Source organism: Christensenella intestinihominis (assembly GCF_001678845.1).
GTDB classification, from domain to species: domain Bacteria; phylum Bacillota; class Clostridia; order Christensenellales; family Christensenellaceae; genus Christensenella; species Christensenella intestinihominis.
The window spans coordinates 12,728-37,807 of record NZ_MAIQ01000009.1 but is presented as its reverse complement, the minus strand read 5'-3'; the positions used below and the strand labels follow the sequence as shown (position 1 = coordinate 37,807).

Here is a 25,080-nt window from a genome sequence, read left to right as displayed (position 1 = left end):
TTCATTCCCCCTGCCGTTCCCCGATACTGCCATGCGGAAGCACCGCATGGGCGCCCCGCACACCGTTTACAATCTGCGTTACGTTCATATCCACAAGCAGGCTCGCCATCGCAAGCGCTTCCCGCTTATGGAAGCCATATTGCTTTTCCATAAAGCGGACCATATGGCCAAGCGCCATATATGCCGCATTCGTCAGGTCCTCATCATAACCGAAGGTTATCCATCCGGCGGGCGTATCCGCAACCATGAATTCCGCTTCTTCATGGATCAGTTCAAAGGTCAGCTTCACTTGATCGTAAGGGCATTCAATGGCCGTACAGCCAAGCTCGCCGTTTCCCTGCGCGGCATGGCCGTCCCCTACGGAAAAGAGCGCGCCTTCGTGGAAAACCGGGAAATAAATGGTGCTTCCCGCCGTAAGCTCCCTGCAGTCCAGGTTACCGCCGTGCGCGCCCGGAACATAGGTGGTGAACGCTTCCCCTCCTTCCGGTACGACAGCGTAAATTCCCATGAAAGGGCGCATCGCCACGCGATGCCCTTCATTGCTTATGCAGGTTCCTTTCGCGCGGTCAATATCCCAATTGAGGAAATATTCCCCTTCCTCACAGCCAATACGTTTCAAATGGTCGGGGTCGCCCATGCCGACCCGGCTCCATCCCCATCTTCCCGGGACCAACGCGTCCACATGGACCGCCAGCGTCATTCCCGGCTCCGCGCCGCGTACATACACCGGCCCTGCCAGCGCCTGCCCGCAATCCGTTTCGTACGTACGGGGAAAGAATATACCGCTGTCTGTCTTCGGTTCCGTACATTTTTCCGTCCGCCAGTCCGCCTCCAGCGTTTTAAATTCCACGCTGTCGCCGGAGTCGATCGTAACCGCGGCGGGAAGCTCCGGCGATAAAACGCCGTGCAGTGCTTCCCGCGTCGGGTCCAGCCGAAATGTAGCCATCGAGACCTCCTTTATCGCCCGGAGCGCGCTATAAACGCATCCAGCTCCTCCCTTACGGGAAGGCCTTCATTATCTCCCGCGACCATCACCTGCATTGCGCCGATTGCATTGCCGCGGCGGACCGATTCAATAAAATGCAGGCCTTCCAGCCGACCGCTCAGAACACCGGCCGCAAAGCCGTCCCCCGCGCCTACGGTGTCGACCACCTTCTGTACAGGATATCCCGGCACCATATGCCGTTCCCGTCCCTTGCAGGCATACGCGCCCTTGGCCCCCATTTTGATAATCACAGTCCGCACGCCCATCTCCTGGTAAAAATCCGCAATGCCGTCCGGATCGTTTCGACCGGTAAGGATACGTCCTTCCCCAAGCCCGGGCAGCACCATATTGGCATGGGAGGCAAAATCGTTGAGTGTGCGCACCATTACCTCTTCATTGTGCCACAATTGGGGGCGGAGGTTTGGATCAAACGAAATGTAAACCCCTTCCTGCTTCGCCTTTTGCACCAGGCGGTAAGCCGCCGCACAGGCGCTTTCCGAAATTGCCGGAAGAATACCCGTCATATGGACGACGCGCACGCCCGTGAAATCGACGTGCTCCACGTCCGCGGGCGTAAGGTGCGTCGCCGCACTGTTTTTCCTGTAATATTCCAGCACGGGGTCTCCCGAGCTTACGCGGCTTTTCATCACAAGCCCGCTTTGGTGTTCCTTATCCAGCGTAATAAATTCCCGCCCGATTCCTTCGCGCTCAAGCGCGCGGCGGATATATTTCCCGAACGGGTCCGTTCCGAGCTTCGTAATATAGGTGACCTCGTGCCCAAGCCGCCGAAGCCCGATCCCCACATTCACTTCCGCGCCCGCAAGCGAGCGTGTAAAACGCGATACGTCTTCAAGGGCGCCTTCCTCGTCCGCATGAAACAGCGCCATTGGTTCCCCCATTAAAATTGCATCCGCCACTCTGGTCTCCTCCTTATCGAAATCAGCCCTGGACCTTACATCATCCTGCCCTTATCATACCGCGATTCCTTTTAAAACTCAAATGCCGGATGCAGGGACAAAAAAACGGCGCATCGCGCCGTTTTTTGCTTCACAGTTCGTTTAGTGCATCCTGGCAGACCGGGGTGATTCCATTTTTGGTCAGCACCTCTATCGCCTTCTCGTTATTTTCCACCCGGAAGATCATATAGGCGGTATCCTTTTTCCTTGCGATAAACGCATATGTGTATTCAAGGTTTACGCCGTTATCCCCCAGGATGGTAAGCAGCCTTGTAAGGCCGCCCGGCTCGTCCGGGATCGCAACCGCAAGCACCGGCGTGATCGAGCAAACATATCCGGCATCCTTGAGCACGCATGCCGTTTTATAGGTGTCGTCCACAATCACGCGCAGGATTCCGAAATCCTTGGTATCCGCAACGGACAATGCCCGCATATCAATATGGTTCTCGTTCAGCACCTTTACAAATTCGGCAAGCTGGTTTGGCTTGTTTTCCAAAAAAACGGAAATTTGTTTGACCGTCATGGTATGAACCTCCCTTTCTAATAGAGATTGCGTTTATCAATCACACGTACCGCTTTTCCCTCGCTGCGCGCGATGGTTTTCGGCGCGACGAGCTGTACCTTCGCATAAATACCAAGCATCGCCTTGAGGGCCCCGATAAGCTCTTCCTCACGTTTTGCGATTTGCCCAAGCGAATCGGAGAACATTTCCGGCGTCATTTCAACCTGCACCTCCAGCTTGTCGCTGTTGTGCTCGCGGCTGACCGTAATCTGGTAGTTGGCCGGGTAGCCCTTATTGAGGAGCACCGTCTCGATCTGCGACGGGAATACATTCACGCCCTTCACGATCAGCATGTCGTCGCTCCTGCCCATGGGCTTGCTCATTTTTACATGCGTCCTGCCGCAGGAACACTTTTCATGGCTCAAAACACAAATATCGCGCGTACGGTACCGGAGCAGCGGGAAGGCCTGCTTGGTGATGCTCGTGAACACCAGTTCGCCCTTTTCCCCGTCCGGGAGTACTTCGCCCGTCTGCGGGTCGATAATCTCGGCGATAAAATGATCTTCATTGATATGCATTCCGGTCTGTGCGCTGCACTCAAAAGACACGCCCGGCCCCGAAATTTCCGTAAGGCCATAGATGTCATATGCCTTGATGCCAAGCTTGTTCTGGATATCCTGGCGCATTTCTTCGCTCCATGCTTCCGCGCCGAAAATGCCCGCTTTGAGCTTAATCTGGTCTTGCAGGCCGCGCTCGCAGATCGTCTCCGCGAGGTAGGCCGCATAGGAAGGCGTACAGCACAAGATCGTGGAGCCCAGGTCTGTCATGAACTGAATCTGGCGGTCCGTATTTCCGGAAGACATCGGCAGCGTAAGCGATCCAACCTTATGCGACCCGCCGTTCAGCCCGGGCCCGCCCGTGAACAGGCCATAGCCATAGCTAACGTGTACCACGTCGTCTTTCGTTCCTCCCGCAGCCATAATCGCCCGGGCGCAGCAATCATCCCACAGGTCAAGGTCGTGCTGCGTATAAAAAGCCACGACACGCCGCCCCGTCGTCCCGCTGGTGGACTGGATGCGCACCGCTTCCGAAAGCGGTACGGCCAGAAGTCCGTAAGGGTAAGCATCCCGAAGGTCGTCCTTCGTGAGGAAGGGCAGCTTGTGCAGGTCGTCCGCAGATTTAATATCCGCGGGCATTACCCCCTTTTCTTCCATCATCTTCCTGTAATAAGGTACGTTGTCATAAACGTGCTTTACCGTATGTGCCAGGCGTTCATCCTGCCAGGCACGGATTTGTTCACGCGAAGCGCATTCGATTTCCGGTTGATAATAATGCTCCATTCCTTTTGCAGTCCTTTCTTGTTTTCTTACTCTTCTCTTCTATGATACCATTTCAGGGTTTTTCCGCAAAGATATTTTTCCCGCCGGGACGCATATTCTTACCGCGCTTTCCAGGTCGCCGGCACAAGCAGCATCAGCATGGGAAATATTTCCAGCCTGCCGATCAGCATATCCGCGCTGAGCACCAGCTTGCTGAAACCCGAAAACGCGGCATAATTTCCCATCGGGCCCACAAGGTCGAGCCCGGGGCCAATATTATTCATACAGGCCACAACGGAGGTAACCGTCGTTTCCAGAGAAAAATTGTTGATTGAAATCAGCAGGACGGAAACCAGCGCAATCAGGATATAGGCCGTAAGATAGCTGTGCACCCCCCGTACCGTATCTTCTTCCACCGTGCGGTCGTTCATCTTTATCAGCGCCACGGAACGCGGCCGCAGGAGTTTGCGGACGTCGCGCACAAAGGCTTTTCCGAGGAGCACAACCCGGGCGGTTTTAATTCCCCCGCCGGTGGAGCCCGCGCAGGCGCCGAGCACCATAAGGATTACCAGGATCGTTCGCGAGAGCTGCGGCCACATGTTGAAATCCACGGTGGCGAAGCCGGTGGTTGTCATAATGGATGCCACCTGAAAGGCCGCGTGATGCAGGCTTTCCCCCACGCTTGCAAACATGGGGAGCACATTGATGGTAATGACGAGGATCGACCCAAGCAACAGACCAAGATAGACCCACAGTTCTTCATTGCGCAGTATCTTATAATATTCGCGCATAATAATCAAAAAGAAAATATTGAAATTAATCCCAAACAGGATCATAAATACGGTAACGACCGATTGCAGGTAGGGGCTGAAGCTGGCCATGCTGTCGTTCAGTACGGAAAACCCGCCGGTGCCCGCGGTGCCGAACGCCGTCGTTACGCTTTCAAAAAGCGGCATTCCCCCGGCCAGCAGGAGCACAATTTGCAACAGCGTCATGCCCACATAAATCGCATATAGAATCTTGGCCGAATTATGCATGCGCGGCACAAGCTTATCCACCTGCGGTCCCGGGCTTTCCGCGCGCAGTATATGCATCGTATTTCCCGAATTCTTCGCAAGCGGCATGATGGCAAGCACAAAAACCAACACGCCCATGCCTCCCAGCCAATGCGTAAAACTGCGCCAGTATAAAAGGCTCATCGGCATCGCTTCCACATTGGTAAGGATACTCGCGCCCGTCGTCGTAAAACCGGAAACTGTTTCAAACAGGCTGTCGATAAAATTTGGAATCGCGCCGCTCGCCCAAAAAGGCAACGCCCCGAAAACAGAGACCACGAACCATGCGAGAGCGACGATGATGAAGCCCTCGCGGGCATAAAATACTTTTTTCCTGGGCTTTTTGAGGAGGGTCAGCAAACTGGCGCCAAGCAGGGCCGCAATGGCGACAAGGAAGCCGAACGCGGCCATTTCTTCGTGCTGTACGAGCGCAATAATAAGCGGCGGAACCAGCAGCACCGCCTCGACGCGCATAATGAAACACAGCACATAAAGGACCATACGGCGGTTCATTCGCGGGCCTCCTTAAAACGGAAGCGCTCTTCCTGCTCGTCAAAAATATCGTTCAAATCATGGACGATTTTTTCCGCCGTCGTTACCACAATTACGGTATCGCCCTTTTGGATGGAATCCGAGCCCTGGGGAATAATGATCTCTCCCTGCCGACTGATACACGCAATCAGGATATCCTTTTTGAGCCGCAGCTGGCTTAGGGTCATACCCAGATACCATGTGTTCTCATTCGCTTTGAATTCAAGAGCCTCCATGCGGCCGCCCACAATCCGGTGGAGCGTAATAATGGAATCCTCCGTTGTATTGTGCATCGCACGCACATAACGCACAATTTCATGGGAACACAGTTCCTTCGGGCTGACAACACATTCGATGCCGCGGTCGCGGAATACTTCGTGGTATTCGGTCCGGTTAATTTTGGTAATTACTTTGGATACGCCTGCAAAATCGGCATACATTGAAATAATAAGGTTTTCTTCGTCAATATTGGTCAGCGTTACCACGGCGTCCGTATCGCTGATGCCTTCGGAATCGAGCACGCCGCGTTCCGACCCGTCCGCTTCAATAATCGTCGCATGCGGCAGCGCCTCCGCAAGAAGCAGGCAGCGCTCCGGATCGATCTCTATCATTTTCACGTTTACGCCGGAGGCAAGCAAATCCTCGGCAAGATAATAGGCAATGTTTCCCCCGCCCACAATCAGCACATTCCTGATTTTCCGCCGTTCCAGCCCAAGGTTGTGGATCAGCTTTGCAAGGTCTTTGGAGGATGCGGTTACGTATAGCTTGTCATGCCGCTTCAACTTAAAATTCCCATCCGGGATAAGCACGTTGTCTCCGCGTTCCACCGCGCACACGAGAACCTTGACCCGCGCCGTTTTATAAAGCTCGGCCAGTTTTTTCCCGATCAGCTTGCTTTCCTCACGCACCTCGATTTCCACGATCTCCACGCGCCCCTTGGCAAACGAATCGCGCTGCAGGAACGACGGAAACTGGAGCAGGCGGAAAATTTCACTGGCGGCGGCAAGCTCCGGGTTTACCATCATGCTGAGGCCCAGCTCATCCTTCAGGAAATAAAGCTGGTGTGCATATTCCGGATTGCGCACCCGCGCTATGGTGTGCGGACAGCCAAGCTTCCGCGCGATAATACAGCAAAGGAGATTGATTTCATCGGCAGAGGTCGCGGCAATCAAAAGGTCGCTGTGCGCCACGTCGGCCAGTTCCTGCACCTTAAGCGTCGCCCCGTTTCCATGCACGACCATAACGTCGAGCTCTTCTACGGCATCCCGCAAAACAGCCTTGTTGCTGTCAATCACAACAATATCGTGGCCTTCTTTTGCCAACTGCTCTGTCAGTGCGGAACCAACCTTTCCATCCCCGACGATCGCAATCCTCATGATGTGGTTCTCCATTCAAACTTTTATTGTCATTTTAGGAGGATTGGTGCGAAATAAAGCGTGTGGGTACCGCCAATCCAGCACATCTGATTCTATCACAAACCCCAACACCGGGCAATAGCGATTTCCGCTCCTGACTTGAAAAATAAGTCCCCGGGCTGCGCTGGCATTATTTTTAATATGCGGACGTTTTTTCTTTTAATTGCTGTTCAGCTTTCTTCGCCGAGCAGTTTGAGCGCCGCCTGAAGCTGGGGATCGCTTTCGGGGGAAAGCGGTTCCTTGGGGTCGCGTACCGGGTCCATTTCCACGGCTACATCCGGCTCAAGCCCATGGCCGTGAATCGGATATCCGTTTTTCGTAAAATAGGCCGTCGTCGTAAGCCGCACGGCGCTCCCATCCCCTACCTCGAAAATTTCCTGTACAATCCCTTTGCCAAACGTTTTCGTCCCGACCAGCTTCGCGCGTCCGTAGTCGCGCATTGCGCTCGCGAAAATCTCCGACGCGCTCGCCGAATTTTCATCCACAAGCACCGCCGCCGGTAAATCGACCTCGTGTCCGTCTTCTCCTTCATAAACGTTCCGGCGCACGCCGTTCTTATCCGCCGTATAGACAAGCAGCCCGTCCGGCAGGAGGTAATCCAGCATATCAACCACACTGTTGAGGCTTCCCCCCAGGTTGCCGCGCAGATCGTATACCAGGCGTGTGGCGCCGTCTTCAAGCAATTCGTCCACCGCCTGTTTGAACTGCTCTATAGTCTCTGCCTCGAAAGCCGTGACGGCAATATAGCCGGTTTCCGCATCCAGCATCCGGTGGGTAACCGTTTGGGAAATAATGGGTTCCCGGGTAATTATAAAGTCATATTCCCTGCCGTCGGAAGGCCGCAGCACTTTTAGGGAAAGGACGCTTCCCTCGGGCCCGATTCCATAGGTTTCAATCAGGTCGCCAAGCTCCATCTGCGTAACGTCGTTTCCGTCCATCTCAAGGAAAATGTCCCCTTCGCGCACTCCCGCCTTGTCGGCCGGTCCATCGGGTTCTACGCTTTCCACCAAGGTTTCGAGTGTATCCAGTTTCTGGACCACCGTCGCTCCCATGCCGCAGTAATTCCCGTCCATTTTGCGCTTATAGGCCGCATATTCATTTGCATCCATATAGTAGGCATACTGATCCTCAAGCCCGTCGACCATACCCTTGTAGATGTAATATTCCCCTTTTTTTGCGTCCTCATCGAAATAGAAGTGTTCGTCAATCAGCGCCTGTATCGTTTCCATTTTATCAAAGACAGCGTATAGATTGAGATTTGTGCCGGTTTCCCTGCGGGCGCTGCCCGCTGTTGTCAGGATGATCCCGGCAATTACAAGCGCTGCAATTCCGCCGACAAACCCCTTCCAATATCCCTTCCGTTCCATAGACGCCTCCTGCCGTAAATTTACGTTGGTTCTATTTTACTACCGAATACCGTAGATTTCCATGAGGAGTTCATATTTTTCGCCGATAAAGGGGCTGTCTCAGGATAGAAAATCCTGAGACAGCCCCTTTTTGAGGCCCGAAGGCCCGAATCTGCATTTTTACATGGAACTCCTGCGCTTTTTCCACAACACTTTATTGTTCATGCTGCCGCGGAGCGAATATTAATTTCCCTCCGAATCACAGCTTGCACAATGCGTGCAGGAACCACAATCAGGAAACTGGTCCGCATCATAGGCGATTCCATTTTTTTCATAGTAATTCTGGATTGCCGCTTTGATTGCTTCCTCCGCCAGTACGGAACAATGCATTTTATGTGCAGGAAGCCCGTCCAGCGCCTCGGCAACCGCTTTATTGGTCAGCGCCAGCGCCTCGGGCAGCGGCTTTCCCTTAATCATTTCCGTCGCCATGGAAGATGAGGCAATCGCCGATCCACAGCCAAACGTCTCGAATTTAACATCCGAAATAGTATCGTGGTCTATTTTTAAATAGATGCGCATAATATCGCCGCATTTTGCATTCCCGACTTCACCGACCCCATCCGGGTTCTCCATCGTCCCGACGTTACGGGGATGGGTGAAATGATCCATTACTTTTTCACTGTATAACATAATCTTTCTTCCCTTCCTGTAAATCTCTCCAAACAGGAGATAAGCTTCTTAAGTATTCAACAACCTTCGGCACCTCACGTATGAGATAGCGGATTTCTTCCTCCGTATTCGTTTCGCATATGGACAGCCGCAGCGATCCATGCGCAATTTCGTGCGGTCGGCCGATCGCCAGCAATACATGGCTCGGGTCCAGCGAGCCTGAGGTGCAAGCGGAGCCCGACGAAGCGGAAATGCCCTTTTCATCGAGGAGCAGAAGCAATGATTCGCCTTCAATTCCCTCAAAACAAATGTTTACATTCCCCGGAAGCCGCTTGTCCCTGTCTCCATTTAAAATGGAATGCGGTATCGTAAGCAGGCCGTCGATCAGCTGGTCCCTCAGCTTTGATATCTTGCGGCTGTTCCCGTCCATTCGGGTGCATATATCTTCAAAAGCCGCCGCCATGCCCATAATAGCCGGGACATTCTCTGTCCCCGCCCGTTTCCCGCGTTCCTGCGCGCCCCCCTCGATCAGGCTGGTGAGCGGGATTCCCTTTTTGACGTAAAGCGCGCCAATCCCCTTGGGGCCGTGAAACTTGTGCGCGGACAACGAAAGCATATCGATATTTTCCTTTTGCACGTCAATCGGGATATGCCCCGCCGCCTGTACGGCATCCGTATGGAAAATTACGCCGTGGCTGCGGCATACCTTTCCAATTTGCTCAATCGGCTGGATGGTGCCGATTTCATTGTTCGCATACATCACGGTTACCAGACAGGTTTCCGGACGTATCGCTTTTTCCACCTGCTCGGCGGAAATAATGCCATTTTCATGCACATCCAGCAGGGTAACTTCAAAGCCCTGTTTTTCCAGTTTCTCCAGCATATGCAGCACAGCGTGGTGCTCAAACGCCGTAGAAATAATATGCTTGCGCCCCTTTCGCTCTCCTATGACCGCCGCCGATAAAATCGCCTGATTATCCGACTCGCTGCCGCCGGAAGTAAAAGTGATCTCCGCAGGCGTGCAATTCAGGTACCGCGCAACCGTCTCCCGCGCCTCATCGAGCGCTTCCGCCGCCTGCTGGCCGAGACGGTACAGGCTTGACGGGTTGCCATATTCTTTTTCCATATATGGAAGCATTGCTTCAATGGATTTCCGGCTCATTTTGGTGGTAGCCGCATTATCCGCATATACTTTCATTTGCCTCACTCCTCCATATAAATATCATTAATTATTCCGTACCGGACTTATCCTGCGCCGGATATCCCGATACCGGTTCTACTAAATATTAGTACCCACATTTCATACACTTATAACATATGTGTTTACTATGTTTTAATGTACGCCTGTTTCCAATTTTTGTCAAGAAGGAAGACCGCCCGTCCCTTAAAAAGCATGGGAATTTTTAAAACACAAAGCGCCATGCCGTTTCCGTCAGATGTAGTACTCATTTACCGCCTGGTTTTGATTCTGGTCAAGAATATCTTGGAGCGTAATCCCGTTCAGATAGTCAATAATAACCTTATTGAGCCCCTTCCAGATGTTAAGCGTTGGACATTCGCCGCTCCGCTCGCATAAATTCGGATTATCATCGAGGCAGGCAACCGGCGCCAGGCTCCCCTCCGTTATATACAAAATTTCCCCAACCGTATATTGATCCGGGCTTTTTGCGAGGATATACCCGCCCTGGTATCCGCGGTTTGTCCGCAGCATTTTGGCATTGTTGAGCAAAGGGACAATTTGTTCCAAATATTTCTTGGAAATATTTTGCCGCTCCGCAATGCTTTTCAAGGTAACAAAGCCTTCCTTCTGGTGCTGCGCCAGATCAAGCATCATCCTCAGCGCGTAACGTCCTTTCGTAGAAATCTTCACTTCCATCACCTCACTAATTACTAATATAACATAGGTTATGTAAGTTTTCAAACACATCTCTCTCTCTTTCTTTCCTTGTTTATGCCGGACCAGCGGTCTTTCCATTTGCACAACAGCCGACTCGAGTAATCTTTTTTCAGTGTTGACATCGGCCAGCAATCGCTGTACAATAATTCCTATAAATTTAATATGTTTTATAGGTTATTGTGTTTATATCAAAACAAGGAGAACGATTATGAAAAAGTTATTTTTACACCAACGATGTTGCCGCGGACAAACCAAAGCATGAAAAATTCCACCCGAATTATGAAAGGAGTCATTTACGATGAAAATATATGATAAAATTACGGATTTAATTGGCGGCACCCCGCTATTGAAGCTCAACAATTACACAAAGAAGCGCGGGCTGGATGCGACCCTGTTGGGTAAGCTGGAATATTTCAATCCTGCCGGAAGCGTAAAAGACCGCATTGCAAAGGCGATGCTCGACGATGCGGAAGCAAAGGGGCTGCTAAAGCCGGGGACGGTTATTATCGAGCCGACCAGCGGCAATACGGGAATCGGGCTTGCTTCAGTCGCAGCCGCAAGGGGATACAAGGTTATCCTCATAATGCCTGAAACGATGAGTGTTGAACGCCGCAGCCTCCTGAAAGCGTATGGAGCGCAGCTTGTCCTTACCGAGGGAGCCCTCGGAATGAAGGGGGCAATTGCAAAAGCCAATGAACTGGCAAAGGAAATTCCCGACAGTTTTATTCCCAGCCAGTTTACAAATCCGGCTAATCCGGCGGTTCACCAAAGCACCACCGGCCCGGAGATTTGGAACGACACCGACGGTAAGGTCGATATCTTTGTCGCCGGCGTAGGAACCGGCGGCACAGTTTCCGGCGTCGGCAAATACCTGAAATCCCGGAACCCAGGCATCAGGGTGGTGGCGGTGGAGCCCGCCGGGTCCCCTGTCCTTTCCAAGGGTACGGCGGGGCCCCATATGATCCAGGGCATCGGCGCGGGATTCATTCCCGAAACCCTGGACGTCGGAGTATATGATGAAATCCTTCCGGTTGCAAACGAAGATGCTTTTGAAACCGGGAGGGCTATTGCAAGGGAAGAAGGCGTATTGGTGGGCATTTCCTCCGGGGCGGCAGTTTTCGCGGCAACAGAGCTTGCCCGCCGTCCTGAAAACAAAGGGAAGGTGATCGTCGCCCTCCTTCCCGATACCGGGGAACGTTATCTTTCCACTCCTATGTTTTCGGAATAAGGCGGCAGCAGGCCTTTTCCGATTGTTTAAAACAGAAATAGGAGCAGCCGTATGGCTGCTCCTATTTCTGTTAAAATCATTTTCCCCCTGTTATTTCACCGCCTCAAACGCGCTTTCAAGGGCGGCAATCAGGTCGGCGGCGTTTTCCGTACCAATGGAAAGCCGGATCGTGTTTGGTTTAATTCCCTGATCCAGGAGCTCCTCTCCGGTGAGCTGGGAATGTGTCGTGCTGGCCGGGTGGATTACCAGGGATTTGACATCGGCAACATTCGCAAGCAATGAAAAAATTGCCAGGTTATCAATGAACGTTTGGGCCGTCTGGTCGTCTCCCTTGATTTCAAAGGTGAAAATCGATCCGCCGCCGTTCGGGAAATATTTCCGGTACAATTTATGGCTTGGCTCGCTCGCCAGGGACGGATGATGAACCGCCTCGACCTGCGGATGTTTGCTGAGGTAATCAACAATCTTCAGCGCATTTTCCACATGTCGTTCCACTCTTAAGGACAAGGTTTCCAGGCCTTGCAGGAACAGGAACGCATGGAAGGGTGAAAGCGTGGCGCCGGTGTCGCGCAGGAGTATCGCGCGGATATAGGTCACGAAAGCCGCGGGGCCCGCAGCATCCGCAAAGGAAACGCCATGATAGCTTGGGTTGGGTTCCGATATCCACGGATATTTCCCCGAGCTTTTCCAGTCAAATTTCCCGCTGTCCACAACAACGCCTCCGACTGCGGTTCCGTGCCCCCCGATAAACTTCGTTGCAGAGTGCACGACAATATCCGCCCCGTATTCAAACGGCCTCACAAGGTATGGCGTCGCAAAGGTAGAATCCACCACCAGCGGAATATTATGCCTGTGGGCAACCCGGGCAACTTCTTCGATATCGATAATATTGGAATTCGGATTGCCCAGCGTTTCAATAAAAATCGCTTTGGTATTTTCCCGGATCGCTTCTTCAAACGCTCCTTCCCGTTCCGGATCAACAAAGGTAGTGGTAATCCCGGCCGACAGCGGGAGCGTATGCTCAAGCAGGTTATATGTTCCTCCATAGATGGTCTTGGCAGCCACGATATGCTCGCCTGAACGCGCCAATGCATTAATCGTGTAAGTGATCGCCGCAGCGCCGGAAGCGAGCCCCAGGGCCGCAGTGCCGCCCTCAAGGGAAGCGAGTCTCCGTTCAAAAATATCCTGCGTGGGATTGGTCAGCCTGCCGTAAATATTTCCGGGGTCCCTCAGGCCGAAACGGTCGGCTGCGTGCTTTGAATCGTTAAACACATAGGATGTTGTCGCATAAATCGGCACCGCCCTGGCGCCCGTAGCGGAATCGGCCTCTTCCTGGCCTATATGCAGCTGTCTGGTTTCAAAACTCCAGTTCTTCGAATCTTTAATGTTTGACATCTTGTGTACCTCCTGTATGGTATGATTTCCGTATACTTATTTTGAATGCCCTGTGAGGGCCCGGCGATTACAAGCTACATCGGCACATTCGGTTGAGGCTTAACAGGCGGGAATAAGGCGCGCGGTGGCAAACGGGCCTGTTCCCCGATAAAAATTTTATTCCCACTGCCCTCACCTCCTGTTCCTGGTTTTAGTTTACGCCGCCTTGCCTAAGCTGTCCAATACAGGAAAGATATACACAGATATAGACTGTTCCTATAGGTTGAATCTGTTATTTAGTATATTGTGCAAGATAATTTTTGGTTTCCTCAATGTACAGCTTCCCTATTTCGCTGAGAATGCTGTTTTTCTTTACGATATAACCGATCTCCATCGCGCTGTTCGGATTCAACTCATCCGCTTCAAACGGAACGGCGGTAAAATCCGTTCCGTTCAATTCCTCGCAAATAATTCCCGAGCACAGTGTGTAGCCGTTCAGGCCGATCATCAGGTTCAGCATCGTTGCGCGGTCGTTGGCTTTGATTGTCCGCGCGTACTCGTTCGTGCTGAGTATTTCCTCGGCAAAATAAAAGGAGCTGTTGTCCCCCTGCTCGAACGACAGGCAGGGATATTTCTCAAGCTGTGAAAAATGGATTGATTTGCACCGTGCCAGGGGATGCCCGCGCCAAAGATAAACATAGGCCTGGCAATCGATCAACCGGTGGAATTCCAAATGATTGGTTTTCAGCAGCTTTGTTATGATGTTGCGGTTAAAATCGCTTAAATACAAAATTCCAATTTCACTTTTAAGCGTATTGACATCATCGATAATATCAAGCGTTTTCGTTTCCCGGATTGCAAATTCATATTTTGAGGTGTCAAATTTTTTTACCGTCTCTACAAAGGCCTTCACGGCAAACGAATAATGCTGCGTAGAGATTCCAAATTTCTTTTTCAAATTCCCGGATTTTCCATATTTTTCAAGGATCAGTTCATATTGATGATAGAGCTGGCGTGCATAAAGCAGAAATTCCGCACCGTCGTTCGTCAGTGTAACGCCTTTTCCGCTTCGGTGGAAAATTGTAATTCCCGCTTCTTTTTCCAGCTCCTTTATGGAGCTGCTTAAGGAAGGCTGTGAAATATACAGCACCTCCGCCGCCTTATTCAAAGAACCTGTTTCTGTAATTGTAATGATATAGTGCAGCTGCTGTAACGTCATATGAATATACTCCTGTATGTTCGCTCAAATGAAAAAGGAACCGGCCGTTTCCAATGCATTATAAGTTCCATTGCTGGCGCCGTCAATATTTCCTTTACAAAGCGCAATCCCACGTATTCCTATTTTATATATGTATATAGTAGGAATTATAATAGAGAAACACCCCTTTTGTCAATCGGAAACCGGTTGTTTCAATCCCTCGGGCGCATCAATAAAATCCATGGATACCACCCGGGCACCAAAGGGCCGCAATGTTGCTTATCTTATGAAGCCGTACCGTTCTTTACCTGCCGAAAACCGGCCGGTTCTCTCTTCTGCAAACAAAAAAGGTACGGTATGGATTCAGTTCCAGATCGCACCCATAATTCGGCTCATATATTCTTCCGTTATTTGCTTTTTTCTTCTTTTATATCTCCATCCGGCCATTCATATATGACCGCTCCGCATTTTGGGCAAATATATACTTTTGTGGCATTTGATGATTGCTTCGATTTTCTTTCATACATTTGGATTTTACAAGTCTTACATTCCATTGGCGTGCCTCCGTCAATAATTATACCATAAATCTTGTACAAATTTTGTTAATTTCATAAGAAAAATTTGTATTCCTTTTCCATTATGGGTATAATCCTGCAGTCTCTATAAATAAAAAAACCATGAATAACATTCATAGTTTTTTTATTGGGAATCCGGCAGGCAAAGAGCAAATTCTCTCCCGGCCAAAGCGACAGCAAAAACCACATATTACGGCATTCATATTCGGTTTCAAATTATTTGCCATTTTTCCAGGTAGGTGCATTTCCTGCAATGCCGCCTCCCAATATTCAGCAGCTTCCTTTCTTGCTTTCCCAGTTCCCGTGTGGCTATGCCTTTCCTTCGTTTTCCTCCACATTCTGTATCCGCTTTTTGAGGGTAGGCCCCGCACGGAACCCCGGCGTTTCTCGTTTTCCGATGAAAATATGTTCTTTGGTCCGCGGGTCGATACCACGGTGGGCGGCGCACTCACGTACGGCAAACGTCCCCAGGTGCCGTATCTGCACCGGCTCGTGCCGTTCAAGCGCCTGCGTAATATTTTCCGTCATACACCTCAGCAGCATCGCAACATCCTCACTCCGCACCATGCAATCATCAGATATCTTTGCAATCAATTCTCTGTAGGTCATTATTTCATATCCTTTATTCGGCGATCCGCCTTAAGTTTCGTTTCGGCATCTTTTTGCCTTTTACATGCCGGTCAAATAAATCCCGTATGGTCGTCCGCCGCATCGAAAGCACAATCATATCCTCTACTCCGTCGAAATATTCTTTAATTGCCGCCTCCCTGTTGTTGCAGCGCACATCTGCCTGGGGATCGTAAAGATGGAGCGTCCCTTCAATGGCGGCATATACTTCAAAGACCGTAATCTTTTCCGCCGTCTTTGCCATACGGTATCCGCCGTTGCAGCCCTGGAGGGACCGAATAAATCCCGCCGCTTTCATCTTCCCCAGCAGTTTCATCATATACAAATATGAAATATCCAGCTTCTCCGCCATTTCCGTCCCGGTAATCGTCCTGTTCCCCTGTTCATGGATATATTGCAGGATTCGCAGGGCGTACCCCGTTGTCGCCTGTATCTTCATCGATTTCTCCTTAAATGAGTCTTCCAAACGCATAGAAATGCGCCTGCCAGTAATCTGTTTCCATGCTGCTGTAGCCGATCGGCTTGCCTGCGTGCAGCATATATCCGTTCCCAATGTAGATGGCGACGTGCGTCACCGTGTTGGGCGTATCGTACGTTCCCTGGAAAAATACAAGATCGCCAGGCCGCGCTTCCTCTTTGGATATTTCCGTACTTAAATCATGCAGCCCCTGCGCGTCTGTCCGCCCGACCTCCGCAAGCCCGGTTTCGTTCAGCGCCCAGCACACAAACCCGGAGCAGTCAAATGATGTTTCCGGGGTCGAGCCTCCCCATACATACGGATACCCAATATATTTCTTTGCCTCCGCGAGCAGCCTGGGGTATTTCCCGTCATTGTATACAAGCCCGGGATACCCGCCCTCGCCGCCGTCCGTCAGCAGGGGATCGAGGCTGTCCGCCGCCTGCATGGTCGGCGCGGTAAGGGACAGGGCCGACGCCGGAATATATGCCATCACGCCGTCCACTGTCATGACCGCATCCCATTCGCCGTTTACATTCAAAGAATATACATCAAGGACGTCCCCCACCCATACGGTTCCTGTTTCGGGGGCATCCTTCTCCGGCAGGGCTTTGAGCGCTGTGTCATATAATACGCTGCCCTGTCTCGTTTCGCGGACGGATACGGCGGACGTTCCCGGCAGCACAAGGGGGAGCTCCTTTTGCACGTTTGCTTCCCGTGCCCCGGGCAGGGTCAGCGGCAAATCGAACGCATACGCCGTTCCCGCCGCAAACAACAGCCATGCCATGACCAATATACCGGCTATATATCTTCCTGCTTTTCCCATCATTCCTTTATTCCTGCTCCTTCCGTTCCCTGAAATCCGGCCACCGCAATCTCTACCAGCAGCGGGTCAAACTGCGTCCCCGCGTTGGCCTGTATTTCCATGACCGCTTTCTCCGCCGGAACGGCCTTCTTATATGGCCTTGGGCTCATAATCGCGTCAAACGCATCGGCAATTGCGCAGATGCGGGCAATTGCCGGTATCTCCTCGCCCCTGTATCCGCACAGGTATCCGCCGCCGTCCCACCGTTCGTGATGGTAATAGGAGACGTCCATCGCCGCCTTGCGGTCTTCCTCGCCGATTTCTTCCGGCCAATTCCCGCGTGAGTACAGCACCTTTGCATACTCTACGTGCTTTTGCATCTCCCGGTATTCTGTTTCCGTAAGCTTCCCCGGCTTGTCCAGTATCTCCCGCGGCACCATCAGCTTCCCAATATCATGCCACAGCGCGAGGGTGTGCACTTTACTCCGCAGATTCTTCCGGATACTCACATCGTTTGGATAAACGCCATAATCCAGCGCCCAGCCATATATCCTCTCCGCATACCCGGCGACACGCACCGAATGCCTGCGCACATCCCCCGGCAGCTTTTCAAACAGCGATAACATTCCTTCATACGTTCAGCGTGAGCGTAAGCAGCACGTCGTCAAAGCGCGCCGCCTGCTTCAGGAGGCCAGCCGTTAAGACCGTTCCCGCCTCAATCCTGAAACTCCCGTCTTCACTTATTATGGTATCCTTTGTTGTCTTTCCCATCAGGTAGCTAAGCGATTCTTTCTCAAACGTACCCTCCATGTCACCGGGCTGTTCCTTTTTTTCTATCTGCCGGGGAACCGGCATACCCATACCGTTCGCTTCCACGAACACCATTTTGCCTGCCATCGCCACGATCCGGCTTCCTTCGATCTCCGCCTGGCCGTCCAGGTATAGCGCGCCGATCGTCCCTTCCTTTTCGTCAAAGCTGAAATCCTCCACCTTGCCGACCACGTCCCCGGCGGCGGACAGCACCGTTGTTCCCAGCATAAAGAATCCCCGCTCGATCTGTTCCAGTATTTCCTTGGACTCATACATCTTTTTTGCATTCCCGATGCTCTGTGTCATGATATAGTCTGCTCCGATCCCCATTACGTCCGCAATCCGAAGCGCATTAAAACCATAACCGTGGCTTGTTTTCAATACCAGGTATTCCACCTTTTTGGTCTGCGGGTCCACCATGAAATCCTGCGCATTCCCATTCTCCTGCCCTTCCATGATGCCCAGCACCTTGAGTCCCAATACCTCGCTTGCCCTTTTCATGATCCGTTCCTCCTGTTTGTTTTCTTTAATATGACGATCATGGATTTCAGCTTCTCGCGTTCCTCCAATGAATACTCGTAATCCTTGTAAAAAACTTTCACCGCCAGCACCAGCGCCGCCTTGTACTCTTTTGCGAGCGTCAGGCACTCCACCGTTTGCAGGTCCGCCGTTTTACCGATCGCCTTATCTGCCGTATGCTTGGCGCATTCGTGGAATTCCTTTGCCGCAAAAATGTAATCTCCTTTGGCCTTGAGGTCAAAACCGCGGATCAGCTCCGCATTCTCGTCATAGACCTCTGACACTATTCCGGGATTTTTCCGTACCGCATCCGGCTTCATTTCTTCCAGTTCCAGCGGGTGTACCGCATCTCCGCTATATTCCGGCTTAATCGGCTGCAGGGCAAACTGCGCCTCCCGCCTCCACCGGTCATACAGTGCATGCATTTTTTCCTTTTGTAAATCATTCGTTCCTTCCTCTCCCCGGATATAATCCTGCACCGAATCCTTATCCCCGTTATCCTTTACCAATTCTTCCCGGTCCCGTTCCGTTTTTTCCGGATTTATCGGCTCATTGATTTGCGGAAGCGGCCTTCCGCTCCGTCCGATTCTCTCTTCATATTCCGCGTCCTTAGCTTCAGGTATATTATTGCGTTTACTTTTCCTGTGTTTTGCAATAAGCAGTACTGTGAGGATCATAATCACGATAAGCGCCGCAAAAAGAGCCAAGATAAGAGGATACTGCAAAAATCCGTTTGGTATCCCGTGTTTCAATTCCGGCATTTCCAGCGGAACGGTACTTTCCGTTACTTCCGGCACCGGCTCCAGGGTGGGTTTCGCAGTCGGGCTTGGCGTTTCTTCGGGAGTCGGCTCGGGGGAAACCTCCGTGTCCCCGCCCAGCTTCATCGTCCCGAGCTGGGCCGTTGCAGCTTCAAAGCTTGCATTGCCTTCATCTTTTCGGTAGATCATTGTGGAAACATATAGATATCCGCCCTCTTCCAATATGCATGCCTTAACCGCATAATCCGGATTCTTCAGGCTGTCTCCCGCAAGGATAACAGCCTCGCGCCCGGCTATTGTTTCCGCGGCATCCTCCGAAAGGGTATACTCTTCCGCAAGGTTTTCCTTCACGTCGGCCGCTTTTCCCTGTACGGGCGTCGTTTCCGTTTCTTCTCCGGCAGGCTGGGTTTCCTCCCGCACGAGTTTCAATGAATACGACAATACGCCGTCTTCCGAATAAACGCCGGTCAGCACAAGCGGGCTTTCTTCCCGGGCCGCCGCGAGCATATCCCCCGTCATATTCGTCCCATTCGGTGTGTAGTAGTATATTCCGCTGCCGTCAGGAATATCCATTGCAACGCCGTCCCCCTTGTACTCAAATGCGGAGGCGGACAGCGGCACCAGAAGAACCGCCAGGCTTATCAGTATCACACATATCCTGCGAATAATTTTTTTGCCTTTTTCCCTCATACTGTTTTATCTTTCAGCATTTTCAGCATTATCTCCAGGCGTTTTTTTTCCTCCGGCAGCAGCGCATAACCTGCATTCATGATGGAAAGCACCTGTTTCAAAGCCGCTGCGTATTCTTTCCCGGATACCAGCGCTCTCAGCTTGCCCATTGCTTCCTGCGTTTCACCCGCACTGGAGGCCTGTATCTTCCGGCATGCCGGTTCAGCGTCTTTCTTTTCCACTGGTTCAGGGCATGGCGGCGCTTGTTCGTTTTCCAATAGGGTACGCTCTCCATTCCTTATGCCCTCCTGTTGCGGCGCTGCCGGTCCGGGCTCAGGTATTGTTATTGGCATAGAATATTCTGTTTTTTCCCTGTCCTGTGCATCCTGCCCTATTCGTTCGGTAATTTTGCTCCCGGCTGCTGTCCCGGCATCCGGACTATCTACTTCCAAATGTTCGTGCAACGCCATTTTGCAATAAGGATCGGCTCCGGGAATCGGTTTGATCTTTAATTCCAACTGAATCCCGGGGACCAGCTCGAACACCGCTCCGGTACAGAGGGGAGCTTCAAGCCGATTATTTTTTGTACTCTCTCCCTCGGTACGGACGTTTTCCCCAACTTTGCTTCCGGCATTTTTGCCGCGGCACAGCAGCGATATAAGAACGCTTACCAGCACGAGCAGGAATGACGTCAGGCCAATCGTCAGGATCAGGGTCGGCGTATCCGGCAGGGCCGTCACGCTATAATACAGCAGGATCGCGAGCGTACATCCCAGAATCACCGCCGAGATTCCTCCCAGCCTGTTCCATTTGCTCCCCTGGTTCAGAATGCATACGGCGACGATTCCCATTACCGCTGCCGCGATGATTACAACCATACTCAATCCATTTTCCCCCGCGGGTTATTTTTTATCATCATATACTGTGTAATCCTTGGTGCTTATATAGCGTCCCGTCCAGGCTGTATGATCGATATACCCTCTTTTGCGTTTTTTCTTCCATAGGATAAGCAACACGATTGCAATCGCCGCCGCGATGATAACCGCGTACCATATCCAGCAGGAGATTCCAAGCAGCATGCATAGCGGTCCCGCTCCGCCAAACAATTGCTCTGTCAGGCAATACGGTATTCCGAAAAACAGACAGCCACTGCCGGGTACAGCGCCGTCCCCTGTCTCGCCGGAGATCACAATTTTCCCGTCTTCCCTTGTTCCGTCTCCCGTACCGTCCGTATTGCCTTTATCCATGTATCCCTCGCGCACAGCGTTCACAATGCCGTTTGCCGATTCCGGGTCGATTTCCAGTTCAATAATAATGCTTTGCACCGCAGTACGTACCGTTACGCCCGTGAGGCCGTTTTCAATCCGTAGTGTCGTAAGGCTGGAACGTTTCAGGTCAAACTCTGCCCGGGCCAGGGTTTTGCCGCCGTCCTTCACATATACCGTATGTTTTCCAATCTCCACACCCTGGAATGTTTCCGTGCCATCCTTGCCTGTCGTGCCGTACAGCACCCTCGAATGCAGTTCCAGGCCAAGACCTGCCGCAGGCGTCCCATCCTTATACTTCACCAACAGCACTATATTTACCGGGGTGGTATCGATGGCCTCCACCGTACTGCTGCCGGACACGGACGGCGAAGCCGCAGGCGGCTGTGTGGCGGGGTCCGGCGCGCCGCCGTCGTCCCCGCCGCTGTTATCCGGGACGCTATCGGCACCCCCGCTGCTTTCCGGCTGCTGTGTCGGCCCCGGCTGCGGCTGCGCTTCCCGGCGCAGGATTACGGCATAAGCGTTGCCGTCCCCTTCGGGTATTGACAGGCTCCCCGTATATGTTTCATATCCCTCATGTGTCACAAAAAAGCTGTATTCCCCCGCATACAGGCCAATTGCCTGTGCATATCCGGCTGCGTCCGTGCGCATCCCCTGCCCTGCCACGGTTACAATCGCATCCCGCACAGGACTTCCCGCTTCATCCTTTACGATAAATTCCGCCGTAAATTGCCTGCGCTGCATCTGCACCTGTTCCGTATGACTGTCTCTTTCGTCACCCGCAATTGTCACAATGCCCGAAAAGTCTTCGTGGTGCGGGTGCGCCACTGTGTAGGAATATATCCCGTCCGGAAGCTCGCACCGTGCAAATCCTTTTCCGTCGCAGGTATATATCTCTTCCGTGGTCCGCGCCGCCCGTGACACATTTGAAATCTTCACTTCCGCACCGCCAACGGGCGCTCCCGTCTCGTTTTTGACCGCAAACAGCACCGGCATTACTTCCGGTGTCAGTCCAACTACGCTTACGATTTTCCCACGCCGGTGCACCACCGTAATTTCATTGCTTGCCTTGTATCCGACCGCGCTTATAATGTAGATATATGTCCGTTCTTCCTCATAATTCGGGAGTTCCCGGAACAGTTCTCCGTTCGCGTCCGTCGTCCCCGGCACGAGCACCGCAGCTTCCGGCGGCTGCGAAGCCAGCCGTTCTGTGGCTGTCGCTCCCTCGATGGGTTCCCCTGTCCGGCTGTCCGTCACGGTAAACAGGATACCGCCGTTTAAGACCTCAATTTCTATGCTTACCGTACTCTCCAGGCTTTCGGTCTGCCGTGGATAATGCGGATATCCGTCTCCCGGATTTTCAGGCACCGCACCCATGCCTATGTCCGCCGCCAGCCCTATACTGCCCATGCCCAGAACAAGGCCCAATATTAAGATGGCTGCCGCTAATTTCTTCATCCTATCCTTCCTTAATTCTGCACAATGATGTTCACGCGGACTCCCGCCGAACCCACTTCTTCCTTCGTTTCCGGGTCATACGCCGTAAACTTTGCGAGTGCCGGATATTCGCCCTTTGCAAGCGGGACATCCAGCGTCACGTTTTCCACAAAATATCCCGGATCAATCAGGCCGCTCGTATATACGGCCTCACCGTTATCGTCACGGATTACTTCTACCATCACCGCATATTTGTTGCCCGGGATGTTCTCGATGCGCAGGTTTCCCTCGCTTGTTCCATCCGGGAAGGTGGGGTTTGGATTACACGCCACATTCAGCATTCCTTCCGCCACCTTCTGGTTCAGCCGCGCCTCGATATCTTCGTCGCTCATGCCCGGGATAATTCCCATTTCCGCGTTTTTTTCCGCCTGCAGCTCCTGCCGCGCCGCCTGCGCGTCCGCCTGCGGCTTGTACAGGAAGATATATCCCAAAAGCCCCGCTACAACCGCGATCAGTACGACAACCAGGGCAACGAGCCCTTTCCTTCTTTTTTTCTTCTCTTCCGCCTTTTCCATAAATGCTATCCTTAATTTAATATGTTGGTAGTGATCCTGGCCGCCGCGGTTCCCGCGTCGTCACAAAGTTCGCTTCGCTCCATTCATTCGTGCTTCGTTTCACCCGCACTCTTGGAACCTCAGGCAGCTCTGCATACCTTCCATTTCCCGCTCGCGCTTCGCTTCGCTTGCGCTTGCGGAATGTCAGGCATCCGTTGGGCTCGTGCGGGGCCCCGTTATGCTCACCCAAGTACATTGATCGTAATTTTAGCCGCCGCAGTGCCCATGACGTCCTCGGTTTCCTGATCGATCGCCGTGAACACCGCCGTACATGGATATTCCCCTTTTGGAAGCGGGACCGTAAGTTTCGCATTCCCGATGTAATATCCCGGGTCGATGAGCTTGCTCTCATACACCCCTTCGCCCGTATCGTCCCGCGTGATGCGTACCTGCATGCTGTAATGATTTCCGGGGATATTCTCTATGTTGAGGTCTCCCTCCGCACTCCCGGTTTCAAACACCGGCGCGGGATTGATCGTAATATTGAGCATCCCTTCCGCCACCGCCTGGTTGAGCGTGGCCTCGATGTCCTCCTGCGACTTACCCGGAAGCTGCCCCGCCAGCGCCGCACGGTCCCGTTCCGCCCGCGTTTCCTGCCTGAATACACCGCCCAGATACATCCCCACTACCGCAATGGCGGCAACCAGTATAATGATGACTACAATGATCCATTTTTTCTTTTGCTTCCGTTCTTCCGCCATACTATCTTTTCCTTCCCATAAATCGGCTTTGTGGCAGGGACTTTGAAAATCCCTGCCACAAAGCCGGTTCCCCGGCTTTCCGTTCAAAGGCTGTTAAGCGTGCTGTGCAATGGTGAACTGCACTTTGAAAATGTCGGCTGCTACGCCGTCAACATTGGTATAATCACCGGCTTCGCCGCCTGCGGCCGCTTTGACAGCAAGATTTGTGGAGGTTCCGCCCGCAATGTTTTTATAAGCCGAAGCGATGTCTCCTGTCGCAATATCGGAAACGCCGCCTGCAGCCACATCGAGGTCTGCAAAAAATCCGCCGCAAAGGCCGAGCTGCAGTTTATACTTGTCTGCTGTTACAGCTGTAGGAGCGGTTTTGGACAGTGACCATTCTGTTGATCCGGGCGCAATGGACGCCGTGATCCCCGTTACGTCGATCGCCACGCCGCTGTTGTCCCCGAGGTTCTTGGAGTTATTGATGATGTTGCAGTCCGTAGGAGCGTAGGTGTTAACGAGGCTATTTCCGGTATCTACCTCAACCGCCAGAGGGATCGTGATCGGAACCGTCGCGGAAATGCTGATCGGCGCCGTCGCGGACACCGCCATCGTTACTGTAGATTCGGCGGTGCCAGCCTGCGCGCCTCCGCCGATATCCGGTTCGGCAGCAAAGGCGATGCCCCCCAGAGAGATTACCATGACCGCAGCAAGCGCGATCGCTATTAATGCTTTTGTCCTTTTCATTTTCTTTTCTCCTTTCATGTAAGAAAATATGATGTTAGGTTGCCCTTAATTAAGGCTGTTTTATATAAACAATGGATTTCCATTGATTATCTTCTTCAATTCAGTACGTGGATCGTTATCTGTGCCGCGGCGGTTCCCACTTCTTTCAATGTGTCCGGGTCGACCGCCGTGAACACCGCCGTGCAGGGATATTCACCCTTTGGAAGCTCCACGGACAGTTTGGCGTTCTCGATATACTGCTCTTGCTTCAATCCCTTGGATTGGTATATTTTTTCGCCTGTATCGTCCTGTGTGATCACTACCGTCATGTAATATGGGTTATTGGGCACATTTTCGATCCGCAGGTTTCCCTCGCTTTTCCCGTCCTCAAATACCGGGTTTGAATTGATCGAAATATTGAACATTCCTTCCGAAACCACCTGGTTTAGCAGCGCCTCGATATCCTCCGGGCTTTTATCCTTAAAAAAGCCGTCCCGGGCAAGCTCGTCAAGTTCAAACCTGCTATGGCCCCCCGCCGCGTTCTGCCAGATAAAATAGCCGGTCACTGTTCCGAGGGCGATCAGCGCTATAACCAAGACTATGATTGCTTTCCTGCTGCTTTTCTTTTTTCCCCTGCCCTGTCTTTCCATTTACTCCCTC

At 52.3% G+C, this 25,080-nt stretch carries 26 protein-coding genes; 1 reads left to right on the top strand and 25 read right to left on the bottom strand.

The window, feature by feature from the left end:
* Position 1: 1 nt before the first annotated feature.
* The 10 genes from BBD38_RS11505 to BBD38_RS11460 form a co-directional block, all read right to left on the bottom strand.
* Positions 2-946: an acetamidase/formamidase family protein gene (locus BBD38_RS11505; RefSeq protein WP_066688375.1), complete on the bottom strand. Its 945-nt coding sequence runs from the start codon at positions 944-946 to the stop codon at positions 2-4.
* 11 nt (positions 947-957) lie between these two features.
* Positions 958-1,902 (bottom strand): sugar kinase, encoded by a 945-nt coding sequence (locus tag BBD38_RS11500; RefSeq protein WP_147568155.1) that lies wholly within the window; start codon positions 1,900-1,902, stop codon positions 958-960.
* Positions 1,903-2,032: 130 nt separating this feature from the next.
* Positions 2,033-2,464 (bottom strand): acetolactate synthase, encoded by a 432-nt coding sequence (locus BBD38_RS11495; protein ID WP_066688373.1) that lies wholly within the window; start codon positions 2,462-2,464, stop codon positions 2,033-2,035.
* A gap of 17 nt (positions 2,465-2,481) precedes the next feature.
* Positions 2,482-3,783: a phenylacetate--CoA ligase family protein gene (locus BBD38_RS11490; protein WP_066688370.1), complete on the bottom strand. Its 1,302-nt coding sequence runs from the start codon at positions 3,781-3,783 to the stop codon at positions 2,482-2,484.
* 98 nt (positions 3,784-3,881) lie between these two features.
* Positions 3,882-5,330 (bottom strand): TrkH family potassium uptake protein, encoded by a 1,449-nt coding sequence (locus BBD38_RS11485; protein WP_066688368.1) that lies wholly within the window; start codon positions 5,328-5,330, stop codon positions 3,882-3,884.
* The gene (gene trkA / locus BBD38_RS11480) at positions 5,327-6,724 is read right to left on the bottom strand and encodes a Trk system potassium transporter TrkA (protein WP_066688364.1); all 1,398 of its coding nucleotides are present in this window, start codon (positions 6,722-6,724) and stop codon (positions 5,327-5,329) included. Before trkA ends, BBD38_RS11485 begins: the two co-directional genes overlap by 4 nt.
* A gap of 209 nt (positions 6,725-6,933) precedes the next feature.
* Positions 6,934-8,130 (bottom strand): S41 family peptidase, encoded by a 1,197-nt coding sequence (locus BBD38_RS11475; protein WP_066688362.1) that lies wholly within the window; start codon positions 8,128-8,130, stop codon positions 6,934-6,936.
* Positions 8,131-8,352: 222 nt separating this feature from the next.
* The gene (gene nifU, locus BBD38_RS11470) at positions 8,353-8,799 is read right to left on the bottom strand and encodes a Fe-S cluster assembly scaffold protein NifU (protein WP_066688360.1); all 447 of its coding nucleotides are present in this window, start codon (positions 8,797-8,799) and stop codon (positions 8,353-8,355) included.
* A complete protein-coding gene (nifS, locus tag BBD38_RS11465; RefSeq protein ID WP_066688358.1) occupies positions 8,786-9,976 on the bottom strand; it encodes a cysteine desulfurase NifS in 1,191 nt (396 codons plus the stop codon). Before nifS ends, nifU begins: the two co-directional genes overlap by 14 nt.
* A gap of 234 nt (positions 9,977-10,210) precedes the next feature.
* Positions 10,211-10,648 (bottom strand): RrF2 family transcriptional regulator, encoded by a 438-nt coding sequence (locus tag BBD38_RS11460; protein WP_066688356.1) that lies wholly within the window; start codon positions 10,646-10,648, stop codon positions 10,211-10,213.
* Between the two features lie 325 nt (positions 10,649-10,973).
* Here BBD38_RS11460 and cysK point away from each other — a divergent pair, with 325 nt between their 5' ends.
* Positions 10,974-11,903, top strand: coding sequence for a cysteine synthase A (cysK, locus tag BBD38_RS11455; protein WP_066688354.1), 930 nt, complete (start codon positions 10,974-10,976; stop codon positions 11,901-11,903).
* A 90-nt stretch (positions 11,904-11,993) separates the two neighbouring features.
* Here the strand turns inward: cysK and BBD38_RS11450 are convergent, their stop codons facing one another.
* The 15 genes from BBD38_RS11450 to BBD38_RS11385 all read right to left on the bottom strand — a co-directional run bounded on the left by BBD38_RS11450 (position 11,994) and on the right by BBD38_RS11385 (position 25,070).
* Positions 11,994-13,298 (bottom strand): O-acetylhomoserine aminocarboxypropyltransferase/cysteine synthase family protein, encoded by a 1,305-nt coding sequence (locus BBD38_RS11450; protein ID WP_066688352.1) that lies wholly within the window; start codon positions 13,296-13,298, stop codon positions 11,994-11,996.
* A gap of 271 nt (positions 13,299-13,569) precedes the next feature.
* Positions 13,570-14,496, bottom strand: coding sequence for a LysR family transcriptional regulator (locus BBD38_RS11445; RefSeq protein ID WP_066688350.1), 927 nt, complete (start codon positions 14,494-14,496; stop codon positions 13,570-13,572).
* Positions 14,497-14,882: 386 nt separating this feature from the next.
* Positions 14,883-15,029 (bottom strand): hypothetical protein, encoded by a 147-nt coding sequence (locus tag BBD38_RS14545; protein WP_156738180.1) that lies wholly within the window; start codon positions 15,027-15,029, stop codon positions 14,883-14,885.
* Positions 15,030-15,359: 330 nt separating this feature from the next.
* Positions 15,360-15,659: an HU family DNA-binding protein gene (locus BBD38_RS11440; RefSeq protein ID WP_066688348.1), complete on the bottom strand. Its 300-nt coding sequence runs from the start codon at positions 15,657-15,659 to the stop codon at positions 15,360-15,362.
* 13 nt (positions 15,660-15,672) lie between these two features.
* On the bottom strand, positions 15,673-16,116 hold the full coding sequence (locus tag BBD38_RS11435) for an RrF2 family transcriptional regulator (RefSeq protein WP_066688346.1): 444 nt from the start codon (positions 16,114-16,116) through the stop codon (positions 15,673-15,675).
* A 10-nt stretch (positions 16,117-16,126) separates the two neighbouring features.
* Positions 16,127-16,963: a C40 family peptidase gene (locus tag BBD38_RS15205; RefSeq protein WP_066688345.1), complete on the bottom strand. Its 837-nt coding sequence runs from the start codon at positions 16,961-16,963 to the stop codon at positions 16,127-16,129.
* On the bottom strand, positions 16,960-17,565 hold the full coding sequence (locus BBD38_RS11425) for an HD-GYP domain-containing protein (RefSeq protein WP_066688344.1): 606 nt from the start codon (positions 17,563-17,565) through the stop codon (positions 16,960-16,962). Before BBD38_RS11425 ends, BBD38_RS15205 begins: the two co-directional genes overlap by 4 nt.
* 4 nt (positions 17,566-17,569) lie before the next feature.
* Positions 17,570-18,250, bottom strand: coding sequence for a PRC-barrel domain-containing protein (locus tag BBD38_RS11420; RefSeq protein WP_066688338.1), 681 nt, complete (start codon positions 18,248-18,250; stop codon positions 17,570-17,572).
* Entirely contained in the window at positions 18,247-19,677 is a 1,431-nt protein-coding gene (locus tag BBD38_RS11415) for an RAD23 family protein (RefSeq protein ID WP_147568154.1), read from the bottom strand. The genes BBD38_RS11420 and BBD38_RS11415 overlap by 4 nt, the downstream gene beginning before the upstream one ends.
* Before the next feature lie 35 nt (positions 19,678-19,712).
* A complete protein-coding gene (locus BBD38_RS11410; protein WP_147568153.1) occupies positions 19,713-20,579 on the bottom strand; it encodes a hypothetical protein in 867 nt (288 codons plus the stop codon).
* Positions 20,580-20,597: 18 nt separating this feature from the next.
* The gene (locus tag BBD38_RS11405) at positions 20,598-22,418 is read right to left on the bottom strand and encodes a carboxypeptidase regulatory-like domain-containing protein (protein WP_066688333.1); all 1,821 of its coding nucleotides are present in this window, start codon (positions 22,416-22,418) and stop codon (positions 20,598-20,600) included.
* Between the two features lie 11 nt (positions 22,419-22,429).
* A complete protein-coding gene (locus BBD38_RS11400) occupies positions 22,430-22,972 on the bottom strand; it encodes a hypothetical protein (RefSeq protein ID WP_066688331.1) in 543 nt (180 codons plus the stop codon).
* 221 nt (positions 22,973-23,193) lie between these two features.
* The gene (locus tag BBD38_RS11395; RefSeq protein ID WP_066688329.1) at positions 23,194-23,712 is read right to left on the bottom strand and encodes a hypothetical protein; all 519 of its coding nucleotides are present in this window, start codon (positions 23,710-23,712) and stop codon (positions 23,194-23,196) included.
* Positions 23,713-23,805: 93 nt separating this feature from the next.
* A complete protein-coding gene (locus tag BBD38_RS11390; protein WP_066688327.1) occupies positions 23,806-24,441 on the bottom strand; it encodes a hypothetical protein in 636 nt (211 codons plus the stop codon).
* A gap of 95 nt (positions 24,442-24,536) precedes the next feature.
* Complete coding sequence (locus BBD38_RS11385) at positions 24,537-25,070, bottom strand: hypothetical protein (RefSeq protein WP_066688325.1); 534 nt, start codon at positions 25,068-25,070, stop codon at positions 24,537-24,539.
* Positions 25,071-25,080: the final 10 nt, after the last annotated feature.